This window comes from Chryseobacterium luquanense (assembly GCF_026460945.1).
GTDB lineage: Bacteria > Bacteroidota > Bacteroidia > Flavobacteriales > Weeksellaceae > Chryseobacterium > Chryseobacterium luquanense.
Window position 1 is genome coordinate 634,963 of the sequence record NZ_JAOVZV010000001.1, and the last position, 19,872, is coordinate 654,834.

The 19,872-nt window shown below is 33.9% G+C and carries 13 protein-coding genes and 1 pseudogene; 6 read left to right on the forward strand and 8 right to left on the reverse strand.

Features of this window, described 5'->3' with window-relative positions:
- Positions 1 to 54: 54 nt before the first annotated feature.
- From OEA66_RS02975 to priA, 3 genes are all read right to left on the reverse strand, one after another.
- On the reverse strand, positions 55 to 1,977 hold the full coding sequence (locus OEA66_RS02975) for a M1 family aminopeptidase (protein WP_267279960.1): 1,923 nt from the start codon (positions 1,975 to 1,977) through the stop codon (positions 55 to 57).
- A gap of 79 nt (positions 1,978 to 2,056) precedes the next feature.
- Positions 2,057 to 3,526 (reverse strand): D-alanyl-D-alanine carboxypeptidase/D-alanyl-D-alanine endopeptidase, encoded by a 1,470-nt coding sequence (gene dacB, locus OEA66_RS02980; protein WP_267279961.1) that lies wholly within the window; start codon positions 3,524 to 3,526, stop codon positions 2,057 to 2,059.
- A 159-nt stretch (positions 3,527 to 3,685) separates the two neighbouring features.
- The gene (priA, locus tag OEA66_RS02985) at positions 3,686 to 6,133 is read right to left on the reverse strand and encodes a replication restart helicase PriA (RefSeq protein WP_267279962.1); all 2,448 of its coding nucleotides are present in this window, start codon (positions 6,131 to 6,133) and stop codon (positions 3,686 to 3,688) included.
- Between the two features lie 159 nt (positions 6,134 to 6,292).
- On the opposite strand from priA, the pseudogene lptB reads away from it, so the two are divergent.
- The 6 genes and pseudogenes from lptB to OEA66_RS03015 form a co-directional block, all read left to right on the forward strand.
- Positions 6,293 to 7,018, forward strand: a pseudogene (gene lptB / locus OEA66_RS02990) (LPS export ABC transporter ATP-binding protein); the annotation flags it as partial.
- A gap of 359 nt (positions 7,019 to 7,377) precedes the next feature.
- A complete protein-coding gene (locus OEA66_RS02995; protein ID WP_267279964.1) occupies positions 7,378 to 7,959 on the forward strand; it encodes a hypothetical protein in 582 nt (193 codons plus the stop codon).
- A 166-nt stretch (positions 7,960 to 8,125) separates the two neighbouring features.
- The gene (locus OEA66_RS03000) at positions 8,126 to 9,856 is read left to right on the forward strand and encodes an ABC transporter ATP-binding protein (protein WP_267280074.1); all 1,731 of its coding nucleotides are present in this window, start codon (positions 8,126 to 8,128) and stop codon (positions 9,854 to 9,856) included.
- 25 nt (positions 9,857 to 9,881) lie between these two features.
- Positions 9,882 to 10,286, forward strand: coding sequence for a peptidoglycan DD-metalloendopeptidase family protein (locus tag OEA66_RS03005; protein ID WP_267279965.1), 405 nt, complete (start codon positions 9,882 to 9,884; stop codon positions 10,284 to 10,286).
- Entirely contained in the window at positions 10,287 to 11,240 is a 954-nt protein-coding gene (locus OEA66_RS03010; protein ID WP_267279966.1) for a helix-turn-helix transcriptional regulator, read from the forward strand.
- Complete coding sequence (locus OEA66_RS03015) at positions 11,241 to 12,341, forward strand: hypothetical protein (RefSeq protein WP_267279967.1); 1,101 nt, start codon at positions 11,241 to 11,243, stop codon at positions 12,339 to 12,341.
- A 218-nt stretch (positions 12,342 to 12,559) separates the two neighbouring features.
- Here the strand turns inward: OEA66_RS03015 and OEA66_RS03020 are convergent, their stop codons facing one another.
- The 5 genes from OEA66_RS03020 to OEA66_RS03040 form a co-directional block, all read right to left on the reverse strand.
- A complete protein-coding gene (locus tag OEA66_RS03020; RefSeq protein WP_267279968.1) occupies positions 12,560 to 13,057 on the reverse strand; it encodes a DinB family protein in 498 nt (165 codons plus the stop codon).
- 221 nt (positions 13,058 to 13,278) lie between these two features.
- Positions 13,279 to 15,762, reverse strand: coding sequence for a beta-mannosidase (locus tag OEA66_RS03025; protein ID WP_311136909.1), 2,484 nt, complete (start codon positions 15,760 to 15,762; stop codon positions 13,279 to 13,281).
- 9 nt (positions 15,763 to 15,771) lie between these two features.
- Positions 15,772 to 16,434 carry a copper homeostasis protein CutC gene (locus OEA66_RS03030; RefSeq protein ID WP_267279969.1) on the reverse strand — a complete coding sequence of 221 codons (663 nt, stop codon included), beginning with the start codon at positions 16,432 to 16,434 and terminating at the stop codon, positions 15,772 to 15,774.
- Positions 16,435 to 16,529: 95 nt separating this feature from the next.
- On the reverse strand, positions 16,530 to 17,525 hold the full coding sequence (locus OEA66_RS03035; RefSeq protein WP_267279970.1) for an isoaspartyl peptidase/L-asparaginase family protein: 996 nt from the start codon (positions 17,523 to 17,525) through the stop codon (positions 16,530 to 16,532).
- Positions 17,526 to 17,584: 59 nt separating this feature from the next.
- Positions 17,585 to 19,825, reverse strand: a complete 2,241-nt coding sequence (locus tag OEA66_RS03040) for a glycoside hydrolase family 20 protein (protein ID WP_267279971.1) — start codon at positions 19,823 to 19,825, stop codon at positions 17,585 to 17,587.
- Positions 19,826 to 19,872 lie beyond the last annotated feature (47 nt).

Below are 19,872 nucleotides of genomic sequence, written 5' to 3' on the forward strand. Positions count from 1 at the left end.
CATTTTTTTGTTTATAAACAAATATACACTGAAAATCAATACAATAATTATTTTTTATTCTTTTACAAATTTTAAGTTTGAATTATTTATCATAATAAAGTAAACTCCTTTTTCAAAAACAGCTATATCAATCTTTTGATTCGCTTTTCCTTTTTTCACCAGTCTTCCGTCGGCTGTGAATATCTGATAATCGGCTTCTTTTTTTAATCCTGAAATAAACAATTCATTTTTTGCAGGATTGGGATAAATACTAAATTCCTGAATATTAAAACCTGTTGTGCTTAAATTATTATCTTGTGTAACCGTAGAATTTTTCTCCAAAATCTGATATTCATAATTAAACTGAACACTTGCAATCGGAAAACTCACAGTTTCGTTAAAATATTGATTGTTTGAAGTGTTATTTAGAGCAAAAAAAGCAGTTTGTCCACCAGTTCCGGTTACTTTAATTGGTAATGGCATCTCGAAGAAACTTACTGAGGAATGACTTTGTGTTTGAGACGCTTTAAAAGTGACCTGATTACCAGTTTGTTTCCATCGGATATCATAAGTCGGATAACCTTGACCATAAATCCAATCGTTGAAAAATTCTGTAAAATTTGTTCCTGTAGATGTTAAAAATGAAGTATTTAAATCTGAAGTTCTTACATAATTATAAGCTAAATTCGGTCTTGCATGGTAATCTTTTAAAGCCTGATAAAATAGGGTATCACCTAAAATCCATTTCATCATTCTTACCACATATCCGCCTTTTGAATATGTTAACCTACCATTAAAAATAGAACCTATATTTCCTAAATTACTGTCTGCAACGTATACACTTCCTTGTGTATCACTTGTTATATAATTTTTTTCACCGAGAAGATAATTTAGAAATTCAGCATTAGTCATGATCAACTTTTCATAAGCAACGTGCTCTCCAAACGTGGCAAAACCTTCATTCAGCCAAATATCGTTCCATGCTCCGCAAGTCACTTTATCACCAAACCATTGATGTGCTAATTCATGCGCAATTAGTTGTTTGCTCCAATCTCCCATTGAAGACATTGTTTGATGCTCCATTCCACCACCTGCTGTAAATTCCATGTGCCCATACTTTTCATTTCGGAAAGGATAAGCTCCAAAATAGGTTTCAAAAGTATTCATAACGGTTTTTGTCCACTCAATATTTGCCATACTTCCAGCATCTGCATTTGTAGAAGGATATAAATAATTGACAAACGGAAATGGCGGAGTTCCCATTGTGTCATTTAACTTTACAAAATTAGTAATTGAAAGTGCTACTAAATATGCGGTGACTGGATATTGCGTTCTCCAAAAAGTACGTTTTTGCCCGTTTCCTAAAATAGTTTCCGACATTAATCTTCCGTTTGAAGCAACGCTGTACTGAGCTGGGGTTGTCACTTTTATATCAAATCTTTCAATCTTATCGTTCAAACTTTGCTTTGTTGGAAACCAATCTTGTGCACCATAAGGTTCATTTAAAGTAGCAAGAACTGCCGTTCCACTTTGAATATTTGTAAAAAAAGAATTATTTGCTGTAGAAGGAGCTCCGTTATACTGAATTGTAAGAGAATCTAAAACATTGGCAGCCAAAGCTGTCGTAAAATTAATTTTTATTTCTTTGGTTGAAAGTTGCTGAAAGGTAAGATTCTGACCATGATAATTGACCTGGGAGACATTCATGTTATTATTTAAATCAAAATAAATACTGCTCATTGCCTGATTGGGTTTGAAATGCGATGTCACAGAACCAGAAATATTATAAACAGCCGGATCAATTGAAATATCCATTCTTTGATACTGTAAATCATAGTTTAACGTATTGGGATTGATATTTCCTGCAGCCATTTTTGCTGCATAAGATTTCATTTCTTTTTTGATTAAACCTTTTTTTTCTACATTCTCATTTTTATATTGAGCAGAAAAAGTATGAAAAGCAAAGATGCTTAAACACAAAAGGTAAACATTTCTCATAGTCAGATAATTAGGGAATAAAGATAAAAAAAACCTTTCAATCGGAGATTAAAAGGTTTCTATATGAAATTAAATTTTTTTATAAATCTAAAGCCGGTTTCAAAATCGCTTCCATTTTGCTTTTTACCTGACCAACAGATCCTGAATAATTATTAACCATTAAAGAAAAACAAAGCGTTCTTCCTGAGTTGGTTTTTAAATACCCTGCTAAAGTTTTTACTTTATTTAAAGTTCCTGTTTTAGCAAAAACTTGTCCGTTTCCTTCTGTAACAAACATACTTTTCAACGTTCCGGATTGTCCGCCGATTGGTAAAGAATTAAAATAAGTTTTGTAATGTTTTTCATCCATCAAAGAAGTCAAAAACTTCACTTGAGAAATTGGAGTTACATGATTGCTTCTCGACAAACCGCTTCCATCCATATAATTTAAACCTTCCAAATCAAAAGCAATATCTTTCAGATGATTATTTACTACCAATCTACCCGATTCTGAAGTTTGATCCCCCATTTTGAAGTAACCAACAGTTTTTAATAAAGCTTCTGCTAAAGAATTATCACTTCTTTGGTTTGTGTAATAAATAATATCACCCAAAGTCGGAGATTTGTACGCAGCAATCATTTTTCTTGCTTCCGGCGAAGATTCTGTCAATTTAGGAGTTACTTTTCCGCTAACGGCTACTCCACTTTTCACCAAACTTGCTTTAAATGAATTTGCTAAAAAAGCAGGTGCATCCGGTAATTTTGTGGTTAAAGTTCCGTTCCCGTCGTATTTTTCAGCATACACCATTTGATTGACATAAGGCGAAACATAAAAATACTTCTTATCTGCAGCAGAATTCATTGATTTTTTAACGATCAGTTTTTCATTTGCCGGATTAATTTCACGGGTTGTACCAACAGGAAGATAGTAATTATTGTTTTCTAGCCACACAACATTTTCCGGAAGTCTCGAAATGTTACTTTTGAAAAGCGCTGTCTGAATAATAATATCACCATTTACCTTTTTGATGCCTTCACGTGCAATTCCGCCTGCAAAATCTGAAACGATATCTTTGTAAGACCAAGCTCCTGCTTTGTTGGTTCCCAAACTCGGGTCGCCACTTCCTACAATATATAGATTACCGTTTAAAACCCCATTTTCGTCGATTTCCCCAGAATATTCCAATTGCGTCATCCAACGGTAGTTTTCACCCAACATGCTCATTGCAGTTTCGGTGGTTAACAGTTTGGTTGTAGAAGCAGGAACAAGCGGAGTATTTTCGTTATACGAAGAAATCACCTTCTTCGTTTTCGGGTCGTAAACTACAAATCCCCAAGTTGCGTTTTTCAGCACAGGATCTGCCATCATTGTGTTTACACTGATATCTACAAGTTCTTTGGGCGACAAAATAGCTTTCTCCACGTACGCAGCCGGCGAAGGAAGGTTTAAGCTACTTTTTTGATTGTCATAATTCTGAGAGTAAAGAACTGTAGAAACGGTCGATTGAGCAAGGAGAAAACCAGCAGTCAAGACCGTAATACCTGAAATATATTTTCTGAAATTTACCATCTAATTTTTCTTTTTGTTATATTTTTGATAGTATAAAAAACGATTAGTTAAATCATTAGTTTAGTTCCAAACATATAATCAACGGTCAAATGTAGAAATTATTGTTGTATGGTAGTTCAGTAGACTGTTATAAAACAGCATAAAGTTTGTTAAAGTTTGTTAAAAATCCACAAATATGTCTTTTTTAATGCTTTGATAAGCAGTGATTTCATCAAATTCTTTTAAACTTAATAAAACCAAGTTCTTAAATTTCTCATAGTTTTTACCTCGTGGAAGCTTTAGCAAAATCTGAAATTGATATAAGTTATTCAATCTCGCAATTTGCGCTCTTTCAGGACCTAATATACAATCTTCGGGAAGGTATTTTCTTAAAATCGAACCTAAAAACTGAGAAGCGCGATCCACTTTTTCATCTCTTCTGTGTTTCAGTTCAATCATAATTAATTTTGTGAAAGGCGGATAATTGAATTTTTGTCGTTCTGTGAGAAAATATTTATAAATTTTAGAAATATTATTCATTTTAATTAACTGAAAAACAGAATGATCCGGATTAAAAGTCTGAATTAAAATTCTGCCTTTACCGGAAACTCTTCCTGCTCTTCCAGAAACCTGTGTAATCAGCTGATACGCTCTTTCCTCAGCTCTAAAATCCTGTACATACAGCATCGAATCAGCTTTTGGAATCGCAACCAACTCAATATGATCAAAATCCAGGCCTTTGGAAATCATCTGAGTTCCGACTATAATATCGGTTTCTCTGTCTTCAATTTTTTCATATAATTTTTCGTAGGCGAATTTCTTACGCATGGAATCAACATCCATTCTGTCCACTTCATTGTCAGGGAAAATTTTAGAAATTTCTTCATGAATTTGCTCAACTCCTACACCTCTTTCGTTCAAATTTTCTGAAAAACATTTCGGGCAAGCTTTTGGCTTCGACGCTCGTTGTCCGCAATAATGGCATTTCATTTCGTTTGCGGCTTTATGATAAGTCATTACAACATCACAATTTGAGCAGTAATTCACATATCCACAAGATTCACATTCCAAAACACTGGCGTAACCACGACGGTTGTGAAGAATCATCGTCTGATTTTTTTCTTCTAAAGTTTTTTTAATCTCATCAATTAATTTCAAAGAAAAATTTCCGGAAACTTTTTTAGAATCCTGCGCTTCTTTAAAATTAATCAATTCAAATTCAGGAAGTTTTACATTTCCGAATCTTTCATTTAAAAAAATATATTTCATCTTCTCTTTTCGGGCTAAATAATAGCTTTCAACAGAAGGTGTTGCCGAACCTAAAATCACATTGGCTCCATAAAAATTAGCCAAAACCAAAGCCGAATCTTTTGCATTGAAAAACGGAGAAACTTCTCTCGGTTTATACCCCGAATCATGCTCTTCATCCACTACAATTAAGCCTAAATTCTGATACGGCAAAAACAAAGAATTTCTCGTCGCAATAAGGATTTTGATATCATTATTTTTAATTCTTCTCCAAATTTCAACCTTTTCAAAATCGGTCAATTTCTGATGATAAAATCCGAGCTGTCGGCCGTATTTTTTTTCTAATCTTTGGGTAATTTGTTTCGTTAAAGAAATTTCAGGAAGCAAAAACAGAACATTTTTCCCTTCACAAATACATTCTTCAATTTTCTCTAAATAAATATGTGTTTTTCCTGATGAAGTGACACCGTGAAATAAAACATTTCTGCCTTCTTCAAACGCTTCATCCACTTCAATTTTTGCAGCTTTCTGAACCTCTGTAAGCTCTTCAACCTCTTCAATTTCGCCATCATAACTTTCGATTCGGTCTTTTTGCATATAATATTCTTCAACCAGATTTTTATCTGCCAAAGATTTAAAATGAGAGCTTGCAAAATATCCATCTTCAAATAATTCTGATTTTTTAATATGCAGATCAGGATTTTCGGTCTGTTTTTCTAAAATATGAAGGAAAAGATCTTTCTGTTTCTGAGCTCTTTTTAAACTTAAAAGAATTTCGGTAAGATTGTTATTATTTAAAACCTCATCGTTGATTTTTACATAAGCAACTTCTTTTGCTTTGTATTTTTCAGCAATTTTTTCATCGATTTCAATATATTGCAAATCAATCAGTGAATTAATCGTTTTAATAATATCCTTTTTCGGAATAAATGCTTCAATATCCGTTAAATTAATCAACTGTCGCACTTCCAATGCCTGAATCAGATACATTTCGTTAACATCAAGATTCTCAAATTCAACAGTAACGTTTGGTTTTAATTTAAGATAAGTTTCGCTTTCGAGTTTTAAAGAAGATGGAAAAGCAAAGCGATAAATTTCACCCAAATTGCAGAGATAATAATCTGAAAGCCATTTCCAGAACTTAATTTGTTGTGGTGGCAAAATCGGCTGTTCATCTAAAATACTGATGACTTCCTTCGGAATAAACTGCGTAGGTTCTTCATCATGCAACTCAAAAACAATTCCCGTATAGATTTTTTTTCCTCCAAATTGAACCAAAACTCGCATTCCTGGTTGGATTGTTGGAAATAATTCTTCGGGAACTTTATAAGTAAAAGTTCCTTTCAGATTGAGCGGTAAAATAATTTGAGCGTATTGCAAGGGAATAATTAAAGTGTAAAATTAGATTTTTCTTTATTTAAACACAAAAAAGTTGTCTTGGTTTTTTAATAATTAAAAATTGTATTAAATATTCATAAATTAAATAAGTCAGACATTCCTAATAAATTTCTAATTCAAAAAAACTTTATCTTTGCCTTTATGATTTTACGAGGAGAAAACTTAATCAAAGAATACGGTCCCAAAAAAGTTGTAAAAGGCGTTTCTGTACAGGTTCAACAGGGAGAAATTGTAGGTTTACTTGGTCCGAATGGAGCCGGAAAAACCACTTCATTTTATATGATCGTAGGTTTGGTAAAGCCTACTTCAGGAAAAATTTTCCTCGACAAACAGGAAATTACTTCCGATGCGATGTATCGTCGTGCCCAAAAAGGCATCGGTTATCTTGCTCAGGAAGCTTCTATTTTCAGAAAACTTTCTGTAGAAGAGAACATCATGGGCGTTTTACAGCTGACTAAACTTTCAAAAAGAGAACAACAAATAAAATGTGACGAACTGATTGAGGAATTTTCTTTGCAACACGTTCGTAAAAACCGAGGAGATTTGCTTTCCGGAGGTGAAAGACGTAGAACCGAGATTGCAAGATGTTTGGCAACAGACCCAAGTTTTATTCTTTTGGATGAACCTTTTGCTGGAGTTGACCCGATTGCCGTTGAAGATATTCAAAAAATTGTAAGAAGTTTGACCGATAAAAACATTGGAATTCTGATTACCGATCATAACGTACAGCAGACTTTGGCGATTACCAACAAAACGTACATCATGTTTGAAGGAAAGATTCTGAAAGAAGGTCTTCCCGAAGAATTGGCAAATGATCCGCAGGTAAGAGAAGCATATTTGGGAGAAAATTTTGTTTACCAAAGTATTTTCGATAAGCCAAGTAAGAAAAGTTATGCTTATAATATTTGGGCAGGAAATTTTGAATCTAAGTCTCAATTCCAAGGCTTTGTAGATGAGAATTTTGCCCAGTTTGATGATTTGAGATTGATGTATGGTTTTGAAGATATTAGTTTTTCATCATTGGGAAATTCAGAAATCCAGCATATTTTCAATGATGTTGTTGATAAAAATGCTAATAACTCTTTTGTTTTCCAGAAAAAGGAAATCAATTCAATTTATTCTTTGGAACAGGCACAAGCAGATTCTAAAGCAGCAAGCAAACCTGAATTGCATTATTTGACGACCTATGTTTTTGAGGGATAAAATTTAATTAACTCTTGAAAGAAATGTTTTTTAAAAATATATTTAATAAAAATAAAATTACCATTTATTCTAAAACGAATGGTCTTTCTAAAATTGAATATGTTGAAAAGTATCAACTCAAAAACCTATTTACATTATTACATCAAGCTGAGGATTTAATTGAAGAACTTGCTTTAACAAATTCAGACGTAAAATTCTTAAAGTTTAAGAATATTTTTATTGAGGAAATTTGTGAAATTGAAGGAGACAATATTGCAGATATTACAAAGGTTTGGAATTGGTTTAAACCACATAAAGAATGGAATGATTTTACTGGGTCTAAAGGAATTGAAATAGGTTCTCAGATTTTTAATATTACAACTACCTGGAAATTAGATGATGATTTTATTCCTGGAACTAAGGTTTCATTGGATAATGAATATGGATTAATTCTTGATAAAGGAAATGATTGTTCTTTCGGAATAATCAGATGGGACACTCCAAAAGAAGTTGATGAAGAAGATTGGGTTGGAATGTTTGGTACTTTCAAAGAATCTGGAGGAAAAATTATTAATGAAAGTCATCAATTTAAGTATATTAATAATGATGGAAGTTTAAAAACATAATTTAAAGCAAATTATTTGCTGAAAAATATAATAAAACGTACCTTTTTCTCTCAGAAACGGTACGTTTTTCTTTTAAAACCAATTCATGGCAAAACCTTTTAACAGAACAGTGACTTTATTCGGAATTTACAGACAGCTGATTCCGTTTATAAAGCCTTACCGACCAATGATTTACGGAACTTTGTCTCTGACTTTTCTCGGTGCTTTAGCAGCGCAAGTCAATCCTTTAGTTCTAAAATATACGGTGGATGAAGTGACAAAGCTGACTCATTTACCAAATCCGATGCATGAAGGAATTCATATTTTAATTCTCATCTCGGTTATTTTATTGGGAAAAGAACTGTTAAATATTTTCATCAATTTCGGGCAGAAATTTTATGGTGAAAAAATAAGAATTAATGTAAGTTCGGTTTTGGCACAATCTGCAATTGACAAGATTTTGACGTATAGAGTTGCTTATTTTAATGATGAAAACCACGCCTCAGGAAAACTACAGACAAGAATCGACCGTGGAATTGAAAGTTTGACAAGACTCGTTCAAAACTTCTTCATCGATATGCTTCCGCTATTTTCAAATGCATTTATCGCTCTGATTATTATGTATTTGCAAAACGTTTATGTAGGAATAGTTTCAACGATTATTGTCCCTATTTATTTTTATATCAGTTCATTACAAGCAAAAAAATTGGGAGGAGTAAGACGAACCTTAAGAAATCAACGCGAACAAAAAACTTCCGGACTTTTAAATTTAATCAATTCCATTATGGTGATTAAAAGTTTTGTCCGTGAAAAATTTGAAGGTAAAAAACAGTATGATTTGCAAATGCAGTTGATGGACAGCCAAATGTTTACCCGAAAAACGAGTTTTATCTACGACGGTTTAAAAACTTTTATCGAGCAGTTTGGGGTTGTTTTAATTATTCTTCTGACGGTTTATTTGGTTTTAGATCAAAAGATGACCATAGGTGCAATTATGCTCCACATCATGCTTTTCAATAATGTTTCATCACCAATCAGACAGCTTCACAGAATTTATGATGATATGAATGATGCGATGATTTATGCGGAAGGTTATTTTGATATTTTAAATGCCGAAAATGAAACTGAGCCCAACGGAACTTTCGTAGAAAATAAAATTCAGGGAAATTTTGAATTAAAAAACGTCAATTTTACCTATCCAAATGGAACAAAAGCACTCAACAACGTTTCGATGACTTTTGAAAACGGTAAAACTACCGCTTTAGTAGGATTAAGCGGAGCCGGTAAGTCAACAATTATCAATCTTTTGTGTAAATTTTATCTTCCCGATTCAGGCGAAATTATTTTAGATAAAGTTGATTTAAAAAATTACAACAATACTTTTTTAAGAGACGATTTAGGTTTGGTATTACAGAAAAATCATATTTTCCAGGGTAGTATTGAAGACAATATTCGCTACGGAAATATGAATGCGAGTTTTGAGGAAATAGAGGAAGCCGCTAAAAAAGCATATCTCCACGAACAGATTTTAGATCTGCCTGAAAAATATCAACATGATGCAACCCAACTTTCGGGTGGACAACAACAGCGAATTGCGATTGCAAGATTATTTTTGAAAAATCCACCGATTATTTTCCTTGATGAGCCGACGGCAAGTTTGGATGCGATTGCTACGGAACAGATTAAAAACTCTTTAGACGCAATCAAAGAAGGACGAACGGTGGTGATTATTTCACATTCTCTCTCTCAGATTTTAGATTCAGATAAAATTTATGTAATGAAAAAAGGTCATGTCGTTGAAAGTGGAACACATGATGAACTAGTACAAATGAATGGAACTTACCGAGAAATTTTTGATGCTTCAGCGAGGAGTTTGAATCTGGATAGATTAGTGAAAAGCTATAAAGATGAAAATTAGAATTCTATTTATATTAATTTTATCTGTGAATTGTTTAATCTTTTCACAATTACCATGTCCTTTAAAATCCGGAACATTTATTTTGTTAAAACCAAAACCAAATTTTCGTCCTTATGAACATCCAGATGAAACTAGAGACAGAATAAGCGCAGAAAACAGTCAGGTTATAAGTATTTCTAATGGAAAAGTTGTGAAGATTATTAAGTCAGACTCAGATTATTCTCTGATTTTAAAAAATGATATGGAGAATTTTTTTATTTATTCAAATTTATCTAAAACTGAATTAAAAGTGAATGATACAATAGAAAAAGATCAATTGCTGGGATTGGCTAATTACGACGAATATTATGCTTCTTATATAATGGATTTTCAATTCTGGAAAAAAGATCAATCAATTAAAGTTGATTTAAAATGCATCAAGCCTGATTAAATGAACGACCATTACCTAAAAAAGCTCGATCGCGTCACCGCAATTCTCACCCAACTACAGTCAAAACCGATTGTAAGAGCTCAGGATTTGGCCGAAAAATTTGAAGTGAGCGTAAGAACAATTTACCGTGACATAAAAACTCTGGAAAACGCTGGAATTCCTATTGTGGGTGAAGCGGGAAGCGGTTATTCTCTGATGGAAGGCTACAAACTTCCGCCTGTGATGTTCACCAAGGAAGAAGTTTTAAGCTTTATCACGGCTGAAAAACTGATGCAGAAATTTTCGCATGAAAGTTTGGGAAACCATTATAAAACAGCAATGGAAAAGCTGCGTTCAGTTTTAAGACATTCGGATAAAAATTTAATTCAGAATATTGAAAATCAGATTGATATTTTTGATTACAGTCCGAAATCAGATGATTCTATCAAAAACGTTATCCCTATTATTTTAGAAAGTATTGCCGAGAAGAAACAGCTTTCGATTGAATATCAAAGTGTTGACGGACAAGTTTCAAATCGAACCATTGAAGCGGTTGGGATCTTTTATGAATTTACTTATTGGTACATTATGGCTTTTTGTACGTTAAGAAAAGATTTCAGGCAGTTCAGAGTCGACAGAATATTGAAAATTTCCAAAACAGAAACTTCTTTTTCACAGGAATACGGAAAAATCAATGACCACCGAAGAGTTGCCTCAAAAACAACTACCAAAGTAAAATTATTAGTCGATAAAAAAATCATGGGATATTTAATTAATTCTAAAAGCTATTACGGATTGATTGAAGAAAAAGAAACCGAAAATGGTATCGAAATGACCTTTGAAACCGAATGGATTGACGAAGGATTTCCGCGCTGGCTGATTACTTATGCAGACTACGCCACTATTTTAGAACCGGAATTATTGAAGACTAAAATGAACAATTTAATTACTAAAATTGCAAAAGATTTTAAATAAATGAAAACCCTATTTTTACGAAGCTTACTTTTAATTTTCATTACTTGCACTATTTCTATTTATGCCTGCTCAACATTTTTACTGAAAGGAAAAGATTATTGCGTGGTTGGTTTTAATGAAAACTGGAAAACGATGCCCGGAATGATCGTCGTCAACAAAAGAAATGTTCAGAAAAGAAATATCAGCTGGGAAAATCTGACGACCGATCATTTAAATTCAAAAAAACAATGGAGTTCAAAATACGGTTCGGTCACTTTTAATCTTTTAGGATATGATTTTCCGTGTTATGGAGTCAATGAAAAAGGACTTTTTCTTGTTGAACTGTATCTTGAAGAAACCTCAAAAGTTTTTAATCCGAAACAGCCGAATATGTTTTGGGCACAGTGGATTCAATATCAACTGGATAATTACAAAACCGTAAAAGAAGTTGTGGATCATTTGAATGACGGTCCAAATATCGATTGGTGGCCCAATGCAGCCGGAAGCCATTTTTTTGTAACTGATGCCAAAGGCAATTCCGCAACCATCGCTTTGCTTGACGGAAAATACAAAGTGCTCACGGATAAAGAAATGCCAATGCCGCTTTTATGCAACAATCAGTACAAAAAAGATTTTCGAACTGCTCAGAAATTTGATTTTTTGGGCGGTAAAGAAAAGTTTGATTTTACACAAAAGGGAAAATGGGAAGACCGTTACAATCGTGCTTATTATATGTTACAAAACTACAAATATGATCTGAAGCCGGTTGCCTACGCATGGAATATTTTAAATTCAATTCATGCGGGAGAATGGCAAACGGTGATTGATGTCAAAAATATGAATCTTACTTTTCGTTCAGACCTCAAAAAAGAAGTAAAAACTATTGATTTTAAAAAGCTTGATTTTTCTAAAAATGCTCAAGTGAAATTTTTAGACATTCACACCAATCAATTAGGTGAAGTCAACAAAGATTTTCAGGTATTAACTTTAAATAAAAACAACGAATATGTTGAAAAAGGATTCCCGATTGGCTATGACAATAAAGAATTCGGAACTTCAGAAGTTTTTATTAAACTGAAAGAAAATATCAGAAAATTTTTCCAATCTGTATTAACTGACTAATTATTTTCAGTTCGTCAGTTCGAGTATTTTTTCGAAATGAAATGGAGAAAAATGTATCGAGAACTCGTGAACTCTTGGGAAAATATATTTATAATAGAAAAGATATCAGACAAAAACTTCTCGATATGATTTTTGCAAAATCTACTCGAAGTGACGATAATGTAAACTTTTAACTAAAAAGCTTTCAGAAGAATTCCGAAAGCTTTTTTTAAATTTAATTAGAGACTAAATCTTTCCCAAAAGAAAGGTGGCTCCATGCCCAAAGCTCTCAGATAAACATAACCTTGTCCACGGTGATGCACTTCGTTATCCACAAAATACAGAATGTTCTGATACACCGGAAACTCGTACTGACCAAATAAGTTGAACGTTTCCTGAAATCTTTCTTCTGAAATCTGATTAAAATAATGATTGATCACTTCCGTTTCAGAATCCCACTTTGCCAGAATTTCTTCCTTCGTTTTTGGCTGAAAAGCTTCCTCAGAAAACTCTTCCATTTGCCCCTCAACGATTCCTTTTAAAGCCGGACCTGCAATGCTGATTAATTCAACGGCTAATTTTGCAAACGGTCTCATTCCGCCAATTGAAAACTCGAATAATTCTTTTTCTGGAAACATTTCAATCACTCTTCTTGTCAGGTTTCTGTGTCCTTGCCAATGCTCTAATAATTGTGCTGAAGAGATAAACTGTGTCGTTGTTGTTTCTGTAGTTGTCATAACGTTTTTGCTTTATTTGTTAATGTTAAGACAAAGGTAAGACGAGACAATGACAACAGTTTGTCAGTAGGTTTTTGGTATATAAAAATTATTTAAATATTTTTAAAATAATTAAATAATTTTCACGTTAGATGGATATCCTATACACAAATGTTTTCATTGTAAATATGTAGAGGTAGATAAATTTTGAATTAGGCCGATTATTTTTGAATCGGTCTTTTTTATTCATTAATCGTGTCCCAAAGACTCATTACCTCAACATTTTTTAAAGGTTTTGAAAGTTTAATTATTTTGGAAGATTTCGGAAGCAAATCGAAAAAATTATCGCTAAAATGAGTATCTCCCAATAAATAAACATCTTTTGCCAGAACGTCGGTGGAGATTTCGATTTCTATGGAAGAGATTTTTTTGATTTTGATATTGGGTTTGGTCAGTTTTAAATCTTTTGGTTTTGCGAAGAAGTAATTAGTTTCAGCCAAGATTTTTTCATCTTTTCCTCTAAGAATTAAATTCAAAAACAATTCATTTTTATCTGAATCACCCACCAATTCGGCGACTGATGATGAGTCAAACTTTATAATATCCTCTAATTTTTGCTTTTGATTAGAAACTGCTGTAAGAATATTTTCACCTTTGAAATTATTTACTTCCATCTCCAGAGTCACATCTTCAAAATTTTTCAAACCATCATTAATTCCATAAAAATTTAAAATCCCATCCTTTTCTTCCGTTAAAATTACCTGATTTTCAAAACTTCTTTTAATCTGATAATGTAACGCTTTCCAGTTCCCCAAATAATCTATTGACGACCACGAAACAACCGGCCAACAGTCATTTAACTGCCAATACAACGTTCCCATATTATAAGGTTTTGCACGTCGGTGCACTTCAACGGCAATCTGCATTCCTCGAGCCTGGAGTAATTGAGAAACATAATTATATTTCACAAAATCTGTAGGAATTTTATAGTCCCTTTTCATATACAAATCGATAATTTCCCAACCTTTGGAATGCTTTTCGTGCGCTTTTATCGTTCCGTTTCGTAAGCTAAAATCAGGTTTTTCTGAAAACATCGATTTTGTAGTTTCCAAAGTCGGCATTCCCTGAAAACCATATTCTGAAGCAAATCTCGGAACTTTTTCATTATAAATTTCAAAAGGTTGTTCACCCCACCAAACTCCCCAATAATGAGAATCACCTTCCGTTAAACTCTCTTTGTGTCCCCATCCGATTGATGGTGAACTTTCCCAATAAATCTGCTTGTCATTGGACGCGTATTTTTTAATTGCATTTGGAATTACTTCATGGAAAATTTTCTTGTAATCTTTCCAAACCTGCAGAGAATCTTCTTTTGAATATTTAAATTGTTTTTGATATCCCCAATTGACAATCGCTTCATCAATTTCATTGTTCCCGCACCATAAAGCGATCGAAGCATGATTTTGTAGCCTTTCAACCTGATCTTTAACTTCGAATTCTACATTTTTCTGAAAATTTTCATCAGCAGGATAAAAACTCCCCGCAAACATAAAATCCTGCCAAACCAAAATCCCGTTTTCGTCGCATGCATTATAAAATTCGTCATCTTCGTAAATTCCTCCGCCCCAAACACGAATCATATTCATATTCGCTTCTTTGGAATCTTTTATTAGTTTTTGGTATTTTTCTTTGGTAATTATAGGTGTAAAACTGTCGGATGGAATCCAGTTAGTTCCTTTCGCATACATTGGATTTCCATTAACTTTAAAATAAAAAGACTTTCCTTTTTCATCTTTTTCCTGAATTAATTCGATGGTTCTTAAACCAATTCTTTCTGTCTTTTCTACTAAAGTTTTTGATTCTTTCTGTAATGAAATTTTCAAATTATATAAGTTCGGATCGCCCCATCCATTCGGTTGCCAAAGTTTGGGATTACGAATTGTAAAAGGAATCTGAATTGTATTTTTTCCTTTTTTTAATTGAATATTTTTGATTTGGTTATTAATTAAAACGGAATATCTACCTTCTTTATCAGCAAGAATTCCTGTATAAATATTTAATTCTGCTTTTTGCTTTGTTAAAACTTTCTGTTCAATTTTTACATTTTCAAGTTTAGCTTGATTCCAGAAATTTAATTTTACATCTTTCCAAACTCCTGCTGTTACTAATCTCGGACCCCAATCCCAACCGAACTGATATTGCGCTTTTCTGATAAAACTTCGTGGTGATTCCGGTGTAGTGAAAGGAACTTTTTTCGCTAATTCTTTTCCTACACTTACCGCTGATTTAAATTTGATTTGTAACAAATTATCTCCAACTTTTAAATATGTTTTGACAGGAATTTCCCATTTTCGGAACATATTATCCGTTTTTTTTAATAATTTTCCGTTCAAATAAATTTCAGAAAACGTATCCAATCCATAAAAAATCAAATCGATATTCTTATTCTCTAATTCTTTTGAAGAAACTTTAAAATTGGTTTGATAATCCCAATCTTCATTTTCAACCCATTGAACTTTTTTCTCATTTTCATCTTTGTAGGGATCAGGAATAATTTTGTTATCCATCAAATCCAAGTGCACAACTCCGGGAATTTTTGCTGGAAGCCAATTTTGATCTTTTGCATTTTTAAAATTCCATTTTTCTAAGGATAAGTTTCGCTCTGAAGATTGCGAAAAACCAACTGTGTAAAAAAGAGCTAAGATGTATGAAAACAGATTTTTCAAGGCGAAAATTTAGATGTTTGATTTTAAATTTTTAATCTCCTCCGCATTGGCAAAAGATTCATACGGCAACACGGCTGAAGAATGAAAATATTTCCCACCCGTCACGTTTTTCAACTCCGAAATATTATTGGAACGAACGCCGCCACCGATTAAGATTTTAATGTCATTGCCACAATTCTCAATAAGTTTTTTTAAATTCTCCTTCCCTTCCATGGCAGAATTTTCTCCACCTGAAGTGAGGATTTCTTTGAAACCTAGTTCAACCAGTTTTTCTGCAGATTCAAAAATATTTTTTGTCCGGTCGATGGCCCGGTGAAAAACGCAAGGTTTGCCATTTGCCAGATCAACCAACAATCTGTTTTTTTCATAATCAATTTCCTGATTTTCATCTAAAATACCGAAAACAAAACCATCAGCTTTGGCTTTCGAAAATTCAATAATATCCCTTTGCATCTGTATAAATTCTGAATCGCTGTACATAAAACCGCCACCTACAGGGCGAATCATCACATGAATCGGTTTGGAATATTTTTCTTTTAAATACCTTAATTCTTCAAGGTCGGGCGTAATTCCTCCGGAATTGATGTCTGCACAGAATTCAATTCTGTCTGCAACGGAATTTAAGGCGATTTCAGCGGATGTGATATCGAAAGTGGCGATTTCTAAAAACATAGGTTGATTTGAGATTTGATGTTTGAAATTTGAAATTCGGGGTTCGGGATTCGGGATTCGAGTTTATGATCAGAATCTTTCACTTGGCTCTTTCCTTACTTTAAAGCAAATTCAGGTTTCTCCAAACGGTTTCCTTTCTGGTCGTGAACGGCAAAATTAAATCCGTCCTGAATACAATATGAACCGTATTCCCCTTTTTTATTAATGGCAATAAAGCCCACCTGAATATCTTTTAAATTTTTATTTCTTCGGTGTGTAATTTTCAAAATCCTTTCAACTGCTTCTTTACAAGCCTGTTGCGGATTTCTTCCCTGTCGCATCAGTTCCACAACGAGATGAGTTCCGACCGTCCTGATCACTTCCTCGCCATGACCAGTTGCCGTTGCAGCACCAACTTCATTATCAACGAACAGACCTGCACCGATAATCGGCGAATCACCTACTCTGCCGTGCATTTTGAAAGCCATTCCGCTCGTTGTACAGGCTCCGGAAAGATTTCCCTGAGCATCCAATGCGATCATTCCAATCGTGTCGTGATTTTCGATGTTGACGATGGGTTTGTATTTGCTGTCTTTCAGCCATTCTTTCCACTCTTTTTCGGATTCTGCTGTGAGAATATTTTCTTTTTTAAAACCTTGTGAAATGGCAAACTGGAAAGCTCCGTCGCCAACCAACATCACGTGAGGTGTTTTTTCCATAACCATTCTTGCTACAGAAATTGGATTTTTAATATTTTCCAGACACGCCACCGAACCAATGTTGTAATTTTCATCCATAATGCAGGCATCCAGCGTCACTCTTCCATCTCTGTCAGGGCGGCCGCCGTAGCCAACACTTCTTTCGTTCGGATCATTTTCAACCAGACGCACGCCTTTTTCAACCGCATCCAAAGCTCTTCCACCTTTCCCTAAGATCTTCCATGCTTCTTCGTTGGCTTTTAAACCAAAATCCCAGGTTGAAAGAACGATGGGTTTATTGACCAACGTATTTTCATTTTCAGGAACTTCTTTTGCAATTAAATCCAGTGGATTGAGCAGCAGTGCAGATGATAATATTCCTGTGGTTTTTAAAAATTTTCTTCGTGAATTCATATTTTTAGGTTGAGGCTAATGTTAAGGTTAATCTTGAATATTAAATTTTAAATCTTGAATTATCTCGCTCCGATTTCATCGACGAAAAGCCATGCTTTTGAATCTGCTCCTGGATTTCCTGCGGGAATAATTCCTGCGTTTTCTACTTTAATTTTAATAAACTTTGCATTCTGATTTCCGAGTTTAATATTGATTTTTCCTTTTGTGGAAAGAATTTCTTCTTTTCCGATTTCTTTAATGGTTCTAAAATTTTTACCGTCATCCGATATGGAGACAGTCGCTGATTTTGCCAGATGAATCCAGCTTCCTTTGTTGTCTAATGTATTAAAGTAAACTTCCGAAAAATTTGTTTTCTCACCTAAATCAATTGTCGCAACCACATCTTTTCCCTGAAAACCAAGCCATGTTTTTCCCAACTGCTTTACGTTACCGATAATTCCGTCAACTAAGGTGAAAGCTCCGCCAAAAGAATAATTTTCGCTGGGCTGATGTTCTAAAGTGATTTTTTTTCCGGTCGTTTTTGAAGTAGAAAAATTCTGAGAAGAAACCGCTGATTTTAATTCATCATTTTCAAAATAAGCAGATTTAATGTTCATCGCTTTTGAAGCCGGAATCGGATTTTGGTAGGTTGAAGAATTTGATGTTGGCTCACTTCCATCTGTCGTAAATTTAATTCCGCTGGGATTTTGTGAAGTTGAAAGTTCGTAAGAAACACCTTTGCTAGCAGGAATTACCTTTCCTGAAATGTTGTAAATACTTTTTGCATAGTTAATGTTCATTTTATCTAAAATTTTAAAATGCTCCACCACCCTATTTTCAAATTCCTTATAATTTTCCGGTTTTGAAGTTCCCCATCCTACTTCGGAAAGTGCAAATAATCTTGGGAAGATCATGTACTGAACCTGTTTGAAATCCAGAATATATTCCGTCCATAAATTTGCCTGAACTCCCAGGATATATTTCGACTGTTCGGCATTTAATTCGGCAGGAATCGGCTTGTACGAATACACTTTATCCAAAGGCGTAAAACCTCCGAACGCATTGGGTTCGGTCTGCGGATCGCCCTGATAATGGTCAAAATAGCAATATGCACCCGGCGTCATCACAGCAAAATGATTGGTTTTTGCGGCTTCAATTCCACCTTTAATGCCAGTCCAGCTCATTACTGCAGCATTTGGTGCCAATCCACCTTCCAGAATCTCATCCCAGCCGATGATTTTCCTGCCTTTTGAGTTCACATACTTTTCAATTCTATGAATGAAATAACTTTGAAGTCCATGCTCGTCTTTCAGATTATTTTTCTTAATTAATGCCTGACAGTGCGCACATTCCTTCCACCTCGTTTTCGGACATTCGTCACCACCGATGTGAATATATTGCGAAGGAAAAAGCTGAATCACCTCATCCAAAACATTTTCCAAAAAAGTAAACGTTTCATCTTTCGGACAGAAAACATCATCAAAAACGCCCCATTTTGTCGCTGCTTCAAAAGGTCCTTTGGTACAAGCCAGTTCAGGATAAGCAGAAAGTGCAGCCAAAGCGTGACCCGGCATTTCAATCTCCGGAACGACCGTTATGTGTCTATCCTGAGCATATTTTACAACTTCTTTAATTTGATCCTGAGTATAAAAATACGGTCCGTAAGGTTTGCCGTCAAAAGTATCATCAACGTAAGCTCCAATCATGGATTCTTTACGTTTTGAACCGATTTGAGTAAGTTTCGGATATTTTTTAATCTCAATTCTCCAGCCCTGATCGTCGGTTAAATGCCAGTGAAAAGTGTTGAGTTTGTACATTGCCAAATAATCGATATACTGTTTAACTTCTTCTATTGTGAAAAAATGACGGCAAACATCGAGGTGCATTCCGCGCCACGCGAATTTTGGAGAATCTTCAATTTTCATTGCAGGAATTTTTCCGTTTTTCTGCGTTTCAAATAACTGAATTAGAGTTTGAATCGCTAAAAAACACCCCTGATCTGTGTAGGACTTTATATGGATCTGTTTGGAAGAAATTTCAATTGAATACGCCTCGTTATTAGGTTTTGATTGATTTTCTAATTTAGAATACAACAAATGCGCATCCTGATTTTTTGCGTTACTGAATTTTAATTTTAATTTATTTTTTAAATATTCTGTCTCGTTTACAGGAAGATTATTACTTAAATTAAATGATGTCGGAATAACAAATTCTCCATTTTGAAACTCCACTTTTTGCGGATAAGGAATTAAATTCAGTTTTGTTTGAGAAAAAAAACACATTGAAATCAATAAAGAAAAGGCCGAAAGAATACGCAGCATCTGGTTGAGTTTAGATTTTAGCGAATATAATTCTTTTCTGAAAAATT

Coding starts and splice junctions, on each gene's coding strand:
- OEA66_RS02975 (WP_267279960.1), bottom strand. CDS start 1,977: ATGAGAAATGTTTACCTTTTGTGTTTAAGCATCTTTGCTTTTCATACT.
- dacB (WP_267279961.1), bottom strand. CDS start 3,526: ATGGTAAATTTCAGAAAATATATTTCAGGTATTACGGTCTTGACTGCT.
- OEA66_RS02995 (WP_267279964.1), top strand. CDS start 7,378: ATGTTTTTTAAAAATATATTTAATAAAAATAAAATTACCATTTATTCT.
- OEA66_RS03000 (WP_267280074.1), top strand. CDS start 8,126: ATGATTTACGGAACTTTGTCTCTGACTTTTCTCGGTGCTTTAGCAGCG.
- OEA66_RS03010 (WP_267279966.1), top strand. CDS start 10,287: ATGAACGACCATTACCTAAAAAAGCTCGATCGCGTCACCGCAATTCTC.
- OEA66_RS03015 (WP_267279967.1), top strand. CDS start 11,241: ATGAAAACCCTATTTTTACGAAGCTTACTTTTAATTTTCATTACTTGC.
- OEA66_RS03020 (WP_267279968.1), bottom strand. CDS start 13,057: ATGACAACTACAGAAACAACAACGACACAGTTTATCTCTTCAGCACAA.
- OEA66_RS03030 (WP_267279969.1), bottom strand. CDS start 16,434: ATGTTTTTAGAAATCGCCACTTTCGATATCACATCCGCTGAAATCGCC.
- OEA66_RS03035 (WP_267279970.1), bottom strand. CDS start 17,525: ATGAATTCACGAAGAAAATTTTTAAAAACCACAGGAATATTATCATCT.
- OEA66_RS03040 (WP_267279971.1), bottom strand. CDS start 19,825: ATGCTGCGTATTCTTTCGGCCTTTTCTTTATTGATTTCAATGTGTTTT.